The organism is Propionibacterium freudenreichii subsp. freudenreichii (assembly GCF_000940845.1).
Lineage (GTDB): Bacteria > Actinomycetota > Actinomycetes > Propionibacteriales > Propionibacteriaceae > Propionibacterium > Propionibacterium freudenreichii.
The window spans coordinates 2,054,632-2,070,489 of the sequence record NZ_CP010341.1 but is presented as its reverse complement, the minus strand read 5'-3'; the positions used below and the strand labels follow the sequence as shown (position 1 = coordinate 2,070,489).

General features: G+C 67.7%; 12 protein-coding genes. 10 read left to right on the top strand and 2 right to left on the bottom strand.

Going from position 1 to position 15,858, the window contains the following annotated elements:
- The first annotated feature begins 256 nt into the window (after positions 1-256).
- The 3 genes from RM25_RS09045 to clpB all read left to right on the top strand — a co-directional run bounded on the left by RM25_RS09045 (position 257) and on the right by clpB (position 6,379).
- The gene (locus RM25_RS09045; RefSeq protein ID WP_013161772.1) at positions 257-1,912 is read left to right on the top strand and encodes an APC family permease; all 1,656 of its coding nucleotides are present in this window, start codon (positions 257-259) and stop codon (positions 1,910-1,912) included.
- A 141-nt stretch (positions 1,913-2,053) separates the two neighbouring features.
- The gene (locus RM25_RS09040) at positions 2,054-3,421 is read left to right on the top strand and encodes an aspartate aminotransferase family protein (protein ID WP_013161771.1); all 1,368 of its coding nucleotides are present in this window, start codon (positions 2,054-2,056) and stop codon (positions 3,419-3,421) included.
- A gap of 357 nt (positions 3,422-3,778) precedes the next feature.
- A complete protein-coding gene (clpB, locus tag RM25_RS09035; RefSeq protein ID WP_044636349.1) occupies positions 3,779-6,379 on the top strand; it encodes an ATP-dependent chaperone ClpB in 2,601 nt (866 codons plus the stop codon).
- Positions 6,380-6,499: 120 nt separating this feature from the next.
- Here the strand turns inward: clpB and RM25_RS09030 are convergent, their stop codons facing one another.
- Positions 6,500-8,446 (bottom strand): OPT family oligopeptide transporter, encoded by a 1,947-nt coding sequence (locus RM25_RS09030; RefSeq protein WP_196482670.1) that lies wholly within the window; start codon positions 8,444-8,446, stop codon positions 6,500-6,502.
- Positions 8,447-8,819: 373 nt separating this feature from the next.
- Here RM25_RS09030 and RM25_RS09025 point away from each other — a divergent pair, with 373 nt between their 5' ends.
- The 4 genes from RM25_RS09025 to RM25_RS09010 all read left to right on the top strand — a co-directional run bounded on the left by RM25_RS09025 (position 8,820) and on the right by RM25_RS09010 (position 12,211).
- A complete protein-coding gene (locus RM25_RS09025; RefSeq protein WP_044636839.1) occupies positions 8,820-9,623 on the top strand; it encodes a spermidine synthase in 804 nt (267 codons plus the stop codon).
- A 203-nt stretch (positions 9,624-9,826) separates the two neighbouring features.
- Entirely contained in the window at positions 9,827-10,435 is a 609-nt protein-coding gene (locus tag RM25_RS09020) for a class E sortase (protein ID WP_044636348.1), read from the top strand.
- Positions 10,436-10,514: 79 nt separating this feature from the next.
- The gene (gene pyrE / locus RM25_RS09015; protein WP_013161765.1) at positions 10,515-11,072 is read left to right on the top strand and encodes an orotate phosphoribosyltransferase; all 558 of its coding nucleotides are present in this window, start codon (positions 10,515-10,517) and stop codon (positions 11,070-11,072) included.
- Positions 11,073-11,341: 269 nt separating this feature from the next.
- Positions 11,342-12,211 carry a LemA family protein gene (locus RM25_RS09010; RefSeq protein WP_080774533.1) on the top strand — a complete coding sequence of 290 codons (870 nt, stop codon included), beginning with the start codon at positions 11,342-11,344 and terminating at the stop codon, positions 12,209-12,211.
- A gap of 207 nt (positions 12,212-12,418) precedes the next feature.
- On the opposite strand, the gene RM25_RS09005 is transcribed toward RM25_RS09010, so the two are convergent.
- Positions 12,419-13,129 (bottom strand): DedA family protein, encoded by a 711-nt coding sequence (locus tag RM25_RS09005; RefSeq protein ID WP_230579906.1) that lies wholly within the window; start codon positions 13,127-13,129, stop codon positions 12,419-12,421.
- 69 nt (positions 13,130-13,198) lie between these two features.
- Here RM25_RS09005 and RM25_RS09000 point away from each other — a divergent pair, with 69 nt between their 5' ends.
- The 3 genes from RM25_RS09000 to fbaA all read left to right on the top strand — a co-directional run bounded on the left by RM25_RS09000 (position 13,199) and on the right by fbaA (position 15,813).
- Positions 13,199-13,930: a TrmH family RNA methyltransferase gene (locus RM25_RS09000; protein ID WP_112317771.1), complete on the top strand. Its 732-nt coding sequence runs from the start codon at positions 13,199-13,201 to the stop codon at positions 13,928-13,930.
- A complete protein-coding gene (locus RM25_RS08995) occupies positions 13,927-14,562 on the top strand; it encodes a hypothetical protein (RefSeq protein WP_013161761.1) in 636 nt (211 codons plus the stop codon). The genes RM25_RS09000 and RM25_RS08995 overlap by 4 nt, the downstream gene beginning before the upstream one ends.
- A gap of 228 nt (positions 14,563-14,790) precedes the next feature.
- Entirely contained in the window at positions 14,791-15,813 is a 1,023-nt protein-coding gene (gene fbaA, locus RM25_RS08990) for a class II fructose-bisphosphate aldolase (RefSeq protein ID WP_013161760.1), read from the top strand.
- Positions 15,814-15,858: the final 45 nt, after the last annotated feature.

Sequence of the window (15,858 nt, the reverse complement as noted above, 5' to 3'; positions counted from 1 at the left end):
CCGGGCCCCGCTGAGCGTGATCGCACCGCTATCGGGCGATAACGCCCCATCGCAGTGTGCTGGACACCTGTTCGCGGCGCCCCGGCACGGCTACTGTTTCCTCACTTCCCAGCCCCCTGGTGGGAACTGTCGCAAAGACGTGACTGGGCTGAAACAGCCCTGAAACAACTGATTCCTACCGTCATAGCCATCGAGTTGATCGATACGAAACATCGGCTGGCCATCCGTCAGCCCTGGCTCCGCACAGGAGGTCGATATGAGCGTGAACGCCGTTGCCGAGTCCGGAACCGCGAAACAGAAAGGGCTGCGCTCCGGCGCGCTGGGGCTGTTGGGCTCGGTCGTGGTGGGCACCGCCTCGGTGGCTCCGGCCTATTCGCTGGCCGCCAGCCTCGGCCTGGTCGTGGCCGCCGGTGCCGGCCTCAAGGCCCCGGCCATCATCCTGCTGGCCTTCCTGCCGATGTTCTGTATCGCCATGGCCTACAAGGAACTGAACTCCGCCGAGCCCGACTGCGGCACCACCTTCACCTGGAGCTCGCGGGCCTTCGGCCCCCGCTCGGGCTGGATGGGCGGCTGGATGATCATCGCCTCCGATGTGATCGTGATGGCGAACCTGGCCGCGATTGCCGGCTCCTATTCCTTCGAGCTCGCCAACCAGGTGGGCCTGCACAACACCCTGTCGTCCAGCACGCTCGCCTCGACGATCGCCGGCGTCGCCTGGATCGCGATCATGGCCTGGATCTGCTACCGCGGCATCGAGTTCTCCGCAAAGATCCAATACGTGCTGCTCGGCATCGAGCTGCTGACGCTGCTCGTCTTCGCCGGCACCGCGCTGTTCCGCGTCTTCGCCCACCATGCGGTGTCCACCGCGGTACGGCCCTCGCTCAGCTGGCTGCTGCCCACCGGCATGTCGGCCGGCACGCTCGCCTCGGCGCTGCTCATCGCGGTGTTCATCTACTGGGGCTGGGATTCGGCAGTGGCCTCCAATGAGGAGACCGACGACCCGGGCCGCACGCCCGGCCGCGCCGCCCTGCTGTCCACCGTGCTGCTGCTGATCACCTACCTGGTGGTCACCTACGCCGCCGTCGCCTTCGCCGGGGTCGGCACCGATGGCATCGGGCTGGGCAATCCCACCAACGCCGCGGATGTCTTCGCCGCCATCGGACCCGCCCTGTACGGCGACTCGTTCATCGGCCACCTGGGCATGGGCCTGCTGTCGATCTCGATCCTCACCTCGTCGGCCCTGTCCACCCAGACCACGATCCTGCCGACGGCCCGCACCGCCCTGTCGATGGCCACCCACGGCGCGATGCCGAAGAAGTTCGCCACCATCGCCCCGAAGTTCCTCACCCCCACCTGGTCGACGCTGGGCATGGGCGTGCTGTCCATCGCCTTCTTCCTGGGCATGACCGCCATCAGCCCCTCGATCCTGCTGGCCCTGATCGGTGCCATCGGCCTGCTCATCGCGCTCTACTACGGCATGACCGGCTTCGCCTGCGTGTGGCTGTACCGCCGCACCCTGACCAGCTCGCCGCGCAACCTCATGATGCGCGGGGTGCTGCCGATGTTCGGCGGCCTGTCCCTCATGGCCATGTTCGGCTTCGCCCTGGTGCAGTACGCCAAGCCCGACTACCTGGTGGACGACGCCGGCAACAATGTCACCCTGTTCGGCATCGGCGCAGTGGCCGTGGTGGGCATGGGGACGCTCGCCGTCGGCGCCGTGCTGATGGTGATCCAGCAACTGGTCAACCCCGCATTCTTCCGCGGTGAGACGCTGCCCAAGCAGGTCTGGGGCGGCACCACCAGCTCCTTCGTCGAGGGTCCGCTGGCCGTGCCTGCCGGGCTCGCCGCTGGGGTAGCCTCAGTCGAACTGGGGCCCGATTCCGGCGTGCCGGACAGGGTCGCGGTGGTCTGAGTCGCGGCGCCCGCCACGCCAGCCGGCATGACACCCGGCGAGCGGGCGGGCCGACGATCCCATGCATATCCGACGCCAGGCCGGTCGGATCCTTCGTTCACACCAACCCCAGCGCCAGGCCGGCGGGGATGAAGGAGAAACATGCCTATCAACAGGCAGCGCGTCGCCGAGCTCACCGAGGCCGAGGGCGCCCAACTCAATGCGAACACCACGGCGTCCAAGGCCATGTACGCCAGCGCCAGCCAGCACCTCGCCGGCGGCGTCTCGTCGAGCTACCAGCTGCGCGATCCGTGGCCGATCTACATCGACCGCGGCCACCAGCAGACGATCATCGACGTCGACGGCAATGAGTACATCGACTTCCACAACGGCTACGGCTCGATGGTGCAGGGGCACGCCAATCCCGCGATCGGCGAGGCCGTCGCCGCCCGCTTCCCGCTGGGCACCCACTTCGGCATGGCCACCGAGGACTCCTCGATCGTCGCCTCCGAGCTCGCCGAGCGGTGGGGGCTGGCCAAGTGGCGGTTCACCAACTCGGGCTCCGAGTCCACGATGGACGCCATCCGCATCGCCCGCGCCTACACCGGCCGCGACACCATCATGAAGATCTTCGGGTCGTACCACGGCCACCACGACGCGGTAATGGTGAGCATCGGCGTCGAATACGACAAGATCGGCCCCCGCGAGCACCCGGCGTCGTTGGCCTACGGCGGCGGCATCCCGCAGGCCATCGTCGACCTGACCATCCCGGTGCACTTCAATGACGCCGAGACGATGGAGAAGCGCATCGTCGAGCTGGAGGCCGAGGGACGCAAGCCGGCCTGCGTGATCATGGAAGCCGTCATGATGAACCTGGGCGTGGTGCTGCCCGAGCCGGGTTACCTCGAGGCGGTGCGCGAGATCACCCGCAAGCACGGCATCGTACTCATCTTCGACGAGGTGAAGACCGGCCTGACGATCGCTGCCGGCGGTGCCACCGAGCGCTTCGGGGTCAAGCCCGACCTGGTGACGCTGGCCAAGGCGCTGGGCGGCGGCCTGCCGGCCGGTGCCGTGGGTGGCACCGAGGAGGTCATGCGCGTGGTCGAGGACCACACCGTCTACCAGGTGGGCACCTACTCGGGTAACCCGCTGTCGATGGCGGCGGCGCGCGCCTCGCTCGAGAAGGTGCTGGTGCCCTCGGCCTATGAGCACCTCAACCACCTCAACGAGCGCCTGCTCGCCGGCTGCCAGAACGTGATCGACAAGTACGGCCTGCCCGGCTACTCGGTGGGCATCGGCGCCAAGGGTTGCGTCACCTTCTCGCCCACCAAGATCATCGACTACCCCTCGTTCAAGGAGAACCAGGACGTCGAGCTGTCGGAGCTGGCGTGGCTGTGGAACATGAACCGCGGCATCTACATGACGCCCGGCCGCGAGGAGGAGTGGACGCTGTCGGTGACCCATCAGGACGCCGATGTCGACCGCTACATCGAGGTCTTCGACGAGATGGCCGCCGCCATCACCAAGTAGTCGCCCACCGGCCTGCGGGCACCCGATCCACGGGTGGTTGCCGGCCGGTCCCCGGCGCACAGGATGTGGGTCGGTCCCCGCAGTGAGCGGCCCGCACAGATGCCCCGCACGAGTTCGCTCGCGCGGGGCATCCTGCTGTTTGCAGGTGTCGGGGGGTGCCTCGTCCGCCCGCAGGAGCGTCCTTGAGCCATCGGGACTCAACCGCAACCCGCCCAAATCGGGGGTTCGGCTTCGGAATAACCGCAAACGCGTTAAAGTTGAGTCAGGTGGACTCAATGAGGGCTCTGGCCCGTGGAACGAGGTCCGGGTCGCTGAGGCCCGGGGGCCGCGGAGCCGGGGAATTGCGAAGAAGGACTTATGGACACAGAAAAACTGACAACGATGAGCCGCGACGCCGTCACGGCTGCGGTCAGGCTGGCCCTCACCAAGGGCAATCCGACCGCCGAGCCCGTGCACCTGCTGCACGCGATGCTCATGGTGCCCGAGAGCTCTGTGGCGCCGCTGCTGAAGGCAGTGGGTGCCGATGCCGCACGCGTCGACGGCGCCGCCTCGGCAGCCATCGACAAGCTGCCGAGCAGCTCGGGCTCCTCGGTGGCACAACCACAACTGTCCGGCGCGCTGGCCAGGGTGCTGGCCGATGCCGAGACGCGTGCCGACAAGCTGGGTGACCAGTTCGTCAGCACCGAACACCTGCTCATCGCCCTGGCCGAGGTCGATTCGGACGCGAAGAACATCCTCGCGTCGAACGGCGTCACCACGGCGGCCCTGGAGAAGGCATTCAACGACTCGCGTGGTGACAAGCGCATCACCAGCGCCGAATCGGAGGGCGGGGAATCCGCACTCGACAAGTACTCGATCGACCTCACCCAGCGTGCCAAGGACGGCAAGCTCGATCCGGTGATCGGCCGCGACTCCGAGATCCGTCGCGTGGCGCAGGTGCTGAGCCGTCGCACCAAGAACAACCCGGTGCTCATCGGCGAGGCTGGCGTCGGCAAGACCGCCGTCGTCGAGGGCCTGGCCCAGCGCATCGTCAAGGGCGATGTGCCCGATTCGCTGAAGGGACGCCGACTGGTGTCGCTCGACCTGGCGTCGATGGTCGCCGGGGCAAAGTACCGCGGCGAGTTCGAGGAACGCCTCAAGGCCGTGCTCAACGAGATCAAGAGCGCCGAGGGCCAGATCATCACCTTCATCGACGAGCTGCACACCGTGGTGGGTGCCGGCGCGTCCGAGGGTTCGATGGACGCCTCGAACATGTTGAAGCCGCTGCTGGCGCGCGGTGAGTTGCGCCTGATCGGCGCGACCACGCTGGACGAATACCGCGAGCACATCGAGAAGGACCCGGCCCTGGAGCGTCGTTTCCAGCAGGTCTATGTCGGTGAGCCGTCCGTGGAGGACACGGTGGCCATCCTGCGTGGGCTGCGCGAGCGCTATGAGGCCCACCACAAGGTGCGCATCACCGACTCCGCGCTGGTTGCCGCCGCACAGCTGTCACATCGCTACATCACCGGTCGACAGCTGCCTGACAAGGCCATTGACCTGGTGGACGAGGCCGCCAGCCGCCTGCGCATGGAGATCGACTCGAGCCCCGAGGAGATCGACACGCTGCGCCGTCAGGTGGATCGCCTGACCATGGAGCAGTTCGCCGTCGAGAAGGAGGAGGACCCCGGTTCCAAGGCACGCCTGGCCCGGATCAACTCCGACCTCGCCGACGCCAAGGAGCAGCTGCGGGGCCTCGAGGCCCGGTGGGCCGCCGAGAAGGAGGGCCTCAACAAGGTCGGCGAGCTGAAGACCCGCATCGACGCGCTGCGCACCGAGGCCGACAAGCACACCCGTGACGGCGACCTGGCCAAGGCCAGCGAGATCCTCTACGGCGAGATCCCCGAGCTCAACAAGCAGCTCGACGAGGCAGCTGCGGCCGAGGAGGATTCGCAGGGCAAGTCGATGGTCTCCGAGGAGGTCACCAGCGACGACATCGCCGAGGTCGTGTCGGCATGGACCGGCGTGCCCGTGGGCAAGATGCTCGAGGGCGAGAGCGAGAAGCTGCTCGACATGGAGAACCGCATCGGCAAGCGGTTGGTGGGCCAGCAGGCCGCCGTCAAGGCGGTCTCTGATGCGGTGCGTCGTTCGCGCGCCGGCATCTCCGACCCGAATCGTCCGACCGGTTCGTTCATGTTCCTGGGCCCCACCGGCGTCGGCAAGACCGAGCTGGCCAAGGCCCTGGCCGACTTCCTGTTCGACGACGAGACCGCGATGGTGCGCATCGACATGAGCGAGTACATGGAGAAGCACTCCGTCTCGCGCCTGGTCGGTGCCCCTCCGGGCTATGTCGGCTACGAGGAGGGTGGCCAGCTGACCGAGGCCGTGCGGCGTCGTCCGTACTCGGTGGTGCTGCTCGACGAGATCGAGAAGGCCCACCCCGATGTGTTCAACATCCTGTTGCAGGTGCTTGACGATGGTCGCCTGACCGACGGCCAGGGACGCACGGTGGATTTCCGCAATGTGATCCTCATCATGACCAGCAACCTCGGCTCGCAGTTCATGGCCGATCCGAGCATGTCGCCCGAGGAGCGTCGCAACCAGGTGATGGCCGTGGTCAAGGACCACTTCCGTCCCGAGTTCCTCAACCGGCTCGATGAGATCGTGCTGTTCGACGAGCTGAGTCGCGAGGACCTCGACAAGATCGTCGACATCAGCCTGGACAAGCTCAATCGTCGCCTGGCGGAGCGTCGCATCAGCATTGACGTGTCGGCTGCCGCGCGCGAATGGCTCGCCCGCACCGGCTATGACCCGGTGTACGGCGCCCGTCCGTTGCGTCGGTTGATCCAGACCACGGTGGAGGACCAGCTGGCCCGCGCCATGCTGGCCGGCACCATCAGTGACGACCAGAAGGTGAGCGTTGACATGAACCAGGCCGGTGACGGCGTGGACGTGAAGGGCGAGGCCCCTGTGTCTGCGTGAGCACTGGGTCCGCGTGATCACTGGGTCTGCCTGACCACTTGACGACTGACAGCATGAGGCCGCCCATCCCGGGATTCCGGGGTGGGCGGCCTCATATGTGCTTGCTGGACGCGGTGCCCGCTATGACGTTGTGACGGCGTCGGTGTCGGCCGCGTCGCGTGCGGCATGGTGGGCGGTGGACCAGTAGCTGTACGCCGAGAAGGCGACGAACACGATGATCCCCAGCACGGTCGCCCAGGTGGCGAAGCCGTCGCCGACGATGGCCAGTGGCTCGTCCTTGCCGGTGGCGCCCACGATCGCCGCGAAGACCACGCCGAACAGGCTCTCGCCGACGATCAGCCCGGTGGCCAGCAGGATGCCGGAACGCTTGATGTGGGCGGCGTGGGCTCCCCGTCGCTCTGCCCAGCGGTCGAAGAAGCGGCCGATGATGGCGCCGACCGGGATCATCACGGTGAGCGTGATCGGAAGGTACATGCCCATGCCGACGGCCAGTGGCGGAAGGTGCAGCTTGTGGGTGGTGCGTCCGAGGATCTCGTCGACGATGATCACCCCGACGCCGATGAGCGCGCCCATGCCGATGAGTCCCCAATTGAGCGAGTCGCCGAAGACGCCCTGCACCAGCGAGGAGATGAGGGCTGCCTGCGGCGCGGCCAGCGCATTGTCACCGGCACCGGGGGTGCCCAGGAATCCGAACGCCGACTGCATGAGCTCGAGCACCGGGGGAATGACCAGCGAGCCGAAGACCACGCCGATGATGAGGGCCACCTGCTGCTTCCACGGTGTGGCGCCCACCAGCTGGCCGGTCTTCAGGTCCTGCAGGTTGTCATTGGCGATGGTGCCCACGGAGAACACGACGGCTGCGGTGAAAAGGGTGTATGCCACCAGTGCGGTGCCGTGCGTGCCATCATGCTGGCCGTAGGTGGCGCTCAGCAGCACTGCCGCGGCGATGGCGACGAGGATGCCGACGCCGGAGATGGGGCTGTTGGACGCGCCGATGAGGCCGGCCATGTATCCGCAGACGGAGGCCACGATCAGCCCGACGAGCAGCACGAAGACCAGGCTCACCGCGATGAGGCTCCCCGCGCTGCCATCGAGCACCGTGCCGCGGGTGAACCCCCACAGCAGCATGCCGATCGGCACCATGGACGCCACCACCACGATGGCGACGATGTTGATCGGGATGTCGTGCTCGGTGATGTCCACCTTCTCCCCGGAGTGGCGGCGGCGCGTGGAGCGGATCGCCTCGCGGATGCCGGAGGTGATCGGGGCGATGATCTTCAGCAGGGTCCAGACGGCGGCCACGGCAATGGTGCCGGCGCCGATGAAGCGCACATCGGTGGCGAAGATGTCGGGAACCGAGGCCGCCAGGGGCGCCGGGGCGCCGCGGCTCAGCATCGGCAGCAACACGCCGTACGAGATGGCCACGCCGACGAGCATGGCGATGCCGACCGTGATTCCCACCAGGTGTCCCACGCCCAGCAGGGCCAGCGAGAGGCTCGTGCCCAGGATCGTGCCGCCGCTTCCGATGTGGAGCACGGTGGAGACCTTGGTGGCCACCACCTTGAGGGCGCCGAGCAGCGAGAAGCCGCCGGCCCCGATCGCCCCGGTGAAGATGGCGCGCAGGCCGCTGCGCTGCGAGGCGGCACTCTGCGAGGAATCCCCGACCTTGAGCACCTCGGCCCCGGCGACGCCCTCGGGGTAGGGCAGGTCGGAGCCGGTCACCAGGGCGCGACGCAGCGGGATGGAGTACATGACGCCGAGCGTTCCGCCGATGGCGCAGACTGCGGCCGTCGTCCAGTAGGGGAAGCCCGTCCACCAGCCGATCATCACCAGGCCGGGCAGCACGAAGATGATGGCCGACAGCGTGCCGGCGGCGGACGCGATGGTCTGCACGATGTTGTTCTCGACCACGGTGTGGTTCTGGAAGCGCCGCAGGATGGCCATCGAGATCACGGCCGCCGGGATGGAGGTGGCGAAGGTCAGGCCGACCTTGAGGCCCAGGTAGACGTTGGCGGCGGTGAAGATCAGGGTGATGATGCCGCCCAGGACGACGGCCCGGACCGTCAACTCCCGGATTCCTCCGGATGCGTGCGTGGTGGTGTTGCCAGCCATTCGTTCTCCTGCGGCTCTTGGGACCGGTCGCGCCCCTCCCGCCGTCGGCGGCAGCGCTGCTGGGCGACGGCGCCTGTGTTGTCGTCCCATGACCCTATTCCTGTTCGGGGGTCGACGTTCGCTGCGGGGCCGATGATCTGCGCCGGGGCATGTGTCCTGCGCCGGGCCACGTGTTCGGTGCGGGGGCCGGAGCCCGGCAGGCCACAATGGGGTCATGGCACACAAGCACCAGGGCCGGGCATCGGCTGCTCATGGGGAAGTCGTCAGCGGCGCGTCCGGGCCGGACGGGGCCGTCGGGGGCGGTGACGCCACCCCGTCGGACCACGACGTGCTGCATGTGCAGCCCGACAAGTTCGTGCCGGGCGCATTCGTGGTCAGCGGCGGGGGAGTGGAGCATTCCTTCGTCGACCCGAATGATCCGACGCACCTCGAGTTCCCCTATATGCAGCGCATCAGTGAGGCCATCGACGTGTGGGTGCCCGCCGGTGAGCGGCCGCGGGTGATCCATGTGGGTGGTGCGGGCATGTCGTTGGCCCGCTATGTGGCCTTCACCCGTCCGACGTCGCCGCAGATCGTGCTCGAGCCCGATGAGCGCCTCACCGAGGAGGTGCGCCGTGAACTCCCGCTGCCGCAGCGCTCGGGCATCAAGGTGCGTCCCCAGGACGGACGCACCGGGCTGGCCGTGATGCCGGCGGACTATGCCGACATGATCATCGTGGACGCGTTCGCCCACCTGTCGGTGCCCGGCGAGCTGGTGACCGGCCAGGCGTTCGGCGAATACGACCGCGTGTTGCGCGACGGCGGCCTGCTGGCGATCAATGTCACCGACACGGCCCCGTTCACGTGGACGCACCGGGTGCTGGTCGGGGCGAACCGCTCTTTCAGTGAACTGTCGGTGTGTGCAGAGCCGGGCGTGTTCAAGGGGCGACGCATGGGCAATGTGGTGATCCTGTGCTCGCACCTGGAGCTGCCGATGTCGGCCCTGATGAGCCGCGGGCGCGGGGACGCCTTCCCCTACCGCTGGATCTTCGGCGAGGAGCTTGACCGTTGGCGTGGCGCGCCCGAGCCCTTCGACGACGCCGCGCCCCAGGGCAGCCCCGTGAGTTGGGACGCCCGGACGCACTTCGAATGAAGTTCGAACATGGGCCCAGCGAATGAAGTTCGAACATGGGCACAGCGAGTGAAACTCGAACATGGGCACAGCGAATGAAGTTCGAACATGGGCACAGCGAGTGAAACTCGAACATGGGCACAGCGAATGGGATCACACCCTGCCCGCAGCGCGTGACGGGCGGATAACCGCGTCCCACCGGCGGGGACCTCTAGGCTGAATCCATGTCGTCAGCCCGCCGCGCTCGCCGCCCTTCCGTGTTCACCCTGGTGGTGGTGGGCGTCGTGGCGCTCGTGCTGGTGCTCGGCGCGGCTGCCGCATGGCAGGTCTGGGGCTCCACCCGCTCGGCGCACAACAGGGCGGCCCGGGCGCTGGCATCGTTCCCGGCGTCCTGCGACAGCCAGGCCACCGATGCCGTGATCGGGGTGCTCACCATCGACGCCATCGGCGTGCATGAGCCCATCGCGCGCGGCACGGACAACAAGGCGCTCGGCTCCGGGGTCGGGTGGTACGCCACCACGGGCCAGCCGGGGCAGGCCGGCAACTTTGCGCTGGCGGGCTACCGCATCACCCATGGCGCGCCGCTGGAGCGGCTGCTGGAACTCAACAAGGGCGATGTGATCACGGTGGACAGCTGCTCGGGTTCCTTCCGCTACGCGGTGGAGGTGGCGCCGCGCGATCTCACCGTGCATGCCGACGACAGCTGGGTGCTCGACGCGGTGCCGGGCCATGCCGGCCAGGTCCCCACCGATTCGTTGTTGACGATCACCGCCGACCAGGACCTCGTGCCGACCGCGGATCGTTCGGTGTTGTTCGCCACGTTGGTGCACTAGGCGCCACCGTTGCCGGGGTGCCCGGGCCAACCGGGCGTGCGGGTGCCGTGCCCGCGGCCGGCCCGATATTCTCAGCACCATGACCGATCAAGCCAGCAGCGACCGCGAAGCCCTGCGCCAGCACATCATCAACGAAGCCGTGGTGCCCGGGCACGTCGTGCTCTCCAGCGGCAAGGAGGCCGAGTACTACATCGACATGCGTCGCGTGACGCTGTCGGGAGTGGACGCCCCGCTGGTTGGTCGGGTGATGCTCGACCTGGTGAAGGACTGGGACTTCGACGCCGTCGGCGGGCTCACGATGGGTGCCGATCCGGTGGGTGCGGCGATGTTGCACGCAGCGGCCGCTGCCGGTTCGCCGGTGGATGCCTTCGTCGTGCGCAAGGAGGCCAAGACCCACGGCCTGAACAAGCGCATCGAGGGCCCTGACATCACCGGGCGTCGCGTCGTGGTGGTCGAGGACACCAGCACGACCGGCGGGTCCGCCCTGACCGCGGTGGAGGCCATCAAGGAGGCCGGCGCCATCGTGGTGGGCGTCATCGACATCGTCGACCGCTCCGGGGGCGTGGTGGCCCGGGCCATGGCGGACGCCGGCCTGGACTACCGCCACGCCTATGACGCCGAGGACCTGGGGCTGTAGGGAGTCGGACCGCACGAAGTCACACCGTGGGGAGCGGCGCCGTCAGGGCCCGCGGGACCCACGGGCGCGTCCATCGGGCGTCCCCGGCGCGGCAGGTGCGCCCCGGCCGGGCAGCGGTTGGCCGTATTGCTGCCGGCCGGACTGTCTTCGTGGCCCGGTGGCTCCATTAGTGTGGACATGAAGCGCATCGGCTCATCCGAGTCGGGGCCCGCTACGTCACGGGGCGAGGGCTCCTCACGGGGCCTGACCCCAAGGAAAGGCGCGAAGCTGTGATTGCCATCATCGTGATCATCGTCGTCCTGCTGGCGATCGTGGGGGGCATGTTCATCGCCCCGTACAACTCGCTGGTGGGGCTGCGCAACAAGCTGCAGGAGGCCTGGCGCCAGGTCGACGTGGAACTCAACCGTCGCTATGACCTGATTCCCAACCTGGTCGAATCGGTCAAGGGCTACGCCACCCACGAGCACAACACGTTGTCCGACATCATTTCGCTGCGCAACCAGGCGCGCCAGATGGATACCAACGGTGCGGCGAGCGCCCAGCGTGGCCAGGTGGAGGCCCAGCTCACCCAGGCCCTGGGCAGCATCAATGCGCTGGCCGAGGCCTATCCCGACCTGAAGGCCGACGCCGGCTTCCGCCAGCTGTCGGAGCAGTTGGCCGCCACCGAGGACCGCATCGCCAACTCGCGGCGCTACTACAACGCGGTGGTCGGCGACTACAACACGAAGGTGGAGAGCTTCCCGTCGAACATCAGCGCCTCGATGTTCCACTTCACCAAGGCTGCCTACTTCCAGGTGGACGACCCCTCGATGCGCGAGGCGCCCCAGGTGGACTTCTCACAGATGGGCTATGGCTCGGGTGTGCAGCGCGATGGCCAGCAGGCCGGCACGCCGGCTCCCGGGAACCAGCAGTCGGCCCCGCAGCCGGCGCTGGGCCAGGACGCGCCCGGCCAGCCGTTGGTCACGCCGCCGGCGCAGCCCGGCAGCGGACAGCCCCAGGCGGTTCCCACCGAGCAGAACCAGGGATATGTGCCGCCGCAGCCGCCGCGTCAGCAGCCGACAACGGGCCAGCAGCCGACGCTCCCGGACGATGACTCGCAGGGTGGTTCGGGCTCCGGAGCATCCGGCCAGAACGGCTAGCCGCCGGTCGCCGGGCACCCACCCGGTCTGCGGAGCTGTGCCTGTCAGTAGTGACCGTGTCCGGGGACAGCGATAGGGGCGGATGAAGCACCATCCACGGTGCTTCATCCGCCCCTATCCGTTGCCTTGCGATCTGTTGCGCCGCGATCCCTCACTCCGTGGTGGCACGCGCCCGACGGGCCCCATGGCGCGGGGGATGACCCCCGATCAGGCGTCGGCGCCGGCCGCCGCTTCCATGCGTCCGCGACGCTTCTCCAACAGGTATTCGACCACCATCGGGATCACCGAGATGAGCACGATGGCCACCAGCACCAGGTCGATGTTGTCGCCGATGAAGGCCACATTGCCCAGGAAATAGCCCAGTGCGGTGACGCCCCACACCCACAGCACGCCGCCCACCGCCGTCCACAGGATGAAGTGGCGGAAGGTCATCCCGGCCGCGCCGGCGACCATCGTCACGAAGGTGCGGACGAAGGGTACGAAGCGTCCCAGCACGAGGGCCTTGGAGCCGTAACGGGCGAAGAACTTGTGGGTGTCGTCCAGGTGCTTCTGGCTGAAGATCTTGCCCACCCAGCCGTCGCGGGGTTTGAACAACCAGCCCGAGACGAACTTGCCGATGTAATAGCCGGCCATGTTCCCGCCCACCGCGAAGACGGTCATGATGAGGCAGGCCACCACGTAGACCATCGGCTTGCCCATGTCGCCGAAGGTGATCGACGGGGGCACCATGGCGATGAACATGCCCACCGTGAACAGCAGGGAGTCACCGGGCAGGATCGGGAAGATCGCGCACTCGATGAACAGGATGGCGCACACCCCCCACAGGGCCCCGTTCCCCAGTGCGTGGATGATGGTCGCCGGGTCCATCCAGCTCGGCAGCATGGGCACCAGCGCGGGCAACAAAGACAGTGGGAGCACCCGGCAAGGGTAGCGTTGGGCGGCGTGGATCACCCAGCTGACAGCCCTGCACCGCAGTCTGACGCAACCCTGTCCGAGGCCCGGGACGGTGGCACTGCCAAGCCGCCGGTGGACCCCACCGCCCCGACGGTGGGCGTCGGCCCGGCTCCCCAACCCTGGCCCGACGATCCGCGCTTCGACCCCGAGCTGCTGGCCGACGGCGACCACCGCAATGTGCTCGACCGCTACCGCTACTGGACGGTGGAGGCGATCGTGGCCGACCTCGACACCCGACGCCACAGCCTGCAGATCGCCATCCAGAACTGGGAGCACGACTTCAACATCGGCTCGATCGTGCGCACCGGCAATGCGTTCAACGTGTCGGGGGTGCACATCCTGGGACGCCATCGCTGGAACCGACGCGGCGCCATGGTGACCGACCGCTACCTGCACGTGCACCACCAGCCCGATGTCGCCTCGCTGGTGTCCTACTGCGCCGAGCACGAGCTGACCATGGTGGGCGTCGACAACCTGCCCGGGGCGGTGCGCCTGGAGACCACCGAGCTCCCGCTGCGTTGCTGCCTGGTCTTCGGCAGCGAGGGGCAGGGCCTCACCGACGAGCTCGCCGCCGCCTGCGAACGCCTGGTGGCGATCACCCAGTACGGATCCACCCGGTCGATGAACGCCGGTGCCGCCGCCGCCATCGCGATGTACCACTGGGCGCTCGCCCATGCGGGTGGGCCGCGTGACGAGGGGGTCACCACGGCGGTGTCCGATGCGTCGTCGTTGCCAGCCCACGCAAAGCCCGGCTCTATAGGATGAGCGCCATGCAGCCCACGGCCACCCAGCGTCCGGCGAATCCACGCCCGGTCAGCGACCGGGGCTTCGCGCTGTTGCTCAGCCCCGACCGACTGCAGCTGCGCCACGCCGCGTTCAAGAAGTCCACCAGGCGTGCCGTCATCTTCGCGGTGATCGGCTCGATCTTCGGGGTCGGCTGGCTGCTGGTGGCGCTCACCATGTTCAAGTGGCAGCTGCATCCGGCCGGGATCCTGGCGCTCAGGCCGTCGGCCCTGGCGATGGCGTTGTTGCTGCTGTGGCCGCTGGTGTCGGGTTGGGTGCAGGTGGCACGCATCGCGATGACGCGCCACGACCTCACCCGCGCACTGGGGCGCATGCAGGTGGGGGCGGCGGTGACGATGCGTCGCGACGGCCTGCTGCTCACCCACGCCGATCGCGTCGAGTTCCTGGCCTGGTCCGATGTCTCGGCCGTGCGCGGCGCAAGCAGACGGGCGGTGCCCGGACCCGAACTGCAGGTGGTGCGCGCCGACGGCAGCTACTGGACGGTGCCCTTCGCCCTGCTCACGTTGATGCCCGGCACGATCGACTCGGGCCTGTGGGCATATTCGGGACGCCGGCTGCACCTCGACATGAGCCGCTGCGAGCAGGTCTGGTGATCCCGGACGCACCTGCGCCCGCCGTACCCGAATTTGTTGGAATGTTCTTACAATTTGATTGAGCTCAGGGCTTTCGGAACTGCTCCGATCCTGAGAGAATTGCGCTGGTGCCCGCCGCGTCGGCAGGCATCCCAGCTGTTGGAAGAACACAACGAGGGTCCCCCCGATCGCGCGTTCCACCACCCGGATGCGCAGACTGAACCGGCGTCGAGCCAGAAAGAAGCACACATGCCTATCGCAAGTCCCGAGGTCTACGCGGACATGATCGACCGTGCCAAGAAGGGCGGCTTCGCCTACCCGGCGATCAACATCACCTCGTCGCAGACCCTCAACGCTGCCATCCAGGGCTTCGCGGAAGCGCAGTCCGACGGCATCATCCAGGTGTCCACCGGCGGCGCGGAGTATGCGTCGGGCCAGAAGGTGAAGAACATGGTCACCGGTGCCGTGGCGCTCGCGGAGTACGCGCGCGTGGTGGCCAAGCACTATTCGGTGAACATCGCCCTGCACACCGACCACTGCCAGAAGGAGAAGCTCGACACCTACGTCAACCCGCTCATCGCGATCAGCCAGGAGCGCGTCGACCGCGGCGAGGATCCGCTGTTCAACTCCCACATGTGGGACGGCTCGGCCATCGACCTGGGTGAGAACCTCGAGATCGCCAAGGAGCTCCTCACGCGCACCTCGAAGGCCCACATCATCCTCGAGATCGAGGTGGGCGCCGTGGGTGGCGAGGAGGACGGCGTCACCGGTGAGATCAACGACAAGCTCTACACCACCGTCGAGGACGGCATGCGCACGCTGGAGGCCCTGGGCACCGGCGAGCAGGGTCGCTACATCACCGCACTCACCTTCGGCAATGTGCACGGCGCCTACAAGCCCGGCCACGTGAAGCTGCGCCCCGAGATCCTCAAGGAGATCCAGGACGCCTGTGGCAAGAAGTACGGCATCGACAAGCCCTTCGACCTGGTCTTCCACGGTGGCTCGGGCTCGAGCCCCCAGGAGATCGCCGATGCGGTGTCCTACGGCGTCATCAAGATGAACGTTGACACCGACACGCAGTACGCCTTCACCCGCCCCGTGGTCGATCACATGTTCACCCAGTACGAGGGTGTGCTGAAGATCGACGGCGAGGTCGGCAACAAGAAGATGTACGACCCGCGCTCGTGGGGCAAGAAGGCCGAGAACGGCATGGCCGACCGCGTGGTGGAGGCCTGCAAGGAGCTCGGTTCGCTGGGCACCCACAAGGACTGATCACCCGCTGATCGCACGGAGGCCCCCAGGGGCCGTCGGACGACC

What these genes read in the sequence shown, in the direction of transcription:
- RM25_RS09045 (WP_013161772.1), top strand. Translation starts at nt 257, where the DNA reads ATGAGCGTGAACGCCGTTGCCGAGTCCGGAACCGCGAAACAGAAAGGG.
- RM25_RS09020 (WP_044636348.1), top strand. Translation starts at nt 9,827, where the DNA reads ATGTCGTCAGCCCGCCGCGCTCGCCGCCCTTCCGTGTTCACCCTGGTG.
- pyrE (WP_013161765.1), top strand. Translation starts at nt 10,515, where the DNA reads ATGACCGATCAAGCCAGCAGCGACCGCGAAGCCCTGCGCCAGCACATC.
- RM25_RS09040 (WP_013161771.1), top strand. Translation starts at nt 2,054, where the DNA reads ATGCCTATCAACAGGCAGCGCGTCGCCGAGCTCACCGAGGCCGAGGGC.
- clpB (WP_044636349.1), top strand. Translation starts at nt 3,779, where the DNA reads ATGGACACAGAAAAACTGACAACGATGAGCCGCGACGCCGTCACGGCT.
- RM25_RS08995 (WP_013161761.1), top strand. Translation starts at nt 13,927, where the DNA reads ATGAGCGCCATGCAGCCCACGGCCACCCAGCGTCCGGCGAATCCACGC.
- fbaA (WP_013161760.1), top strand. Translation starts at nt 14,791, where the DNA reads ATGCCTATCGCAAGTCCCGAGGTCTACGCGGACATGATCGACCGTGCC.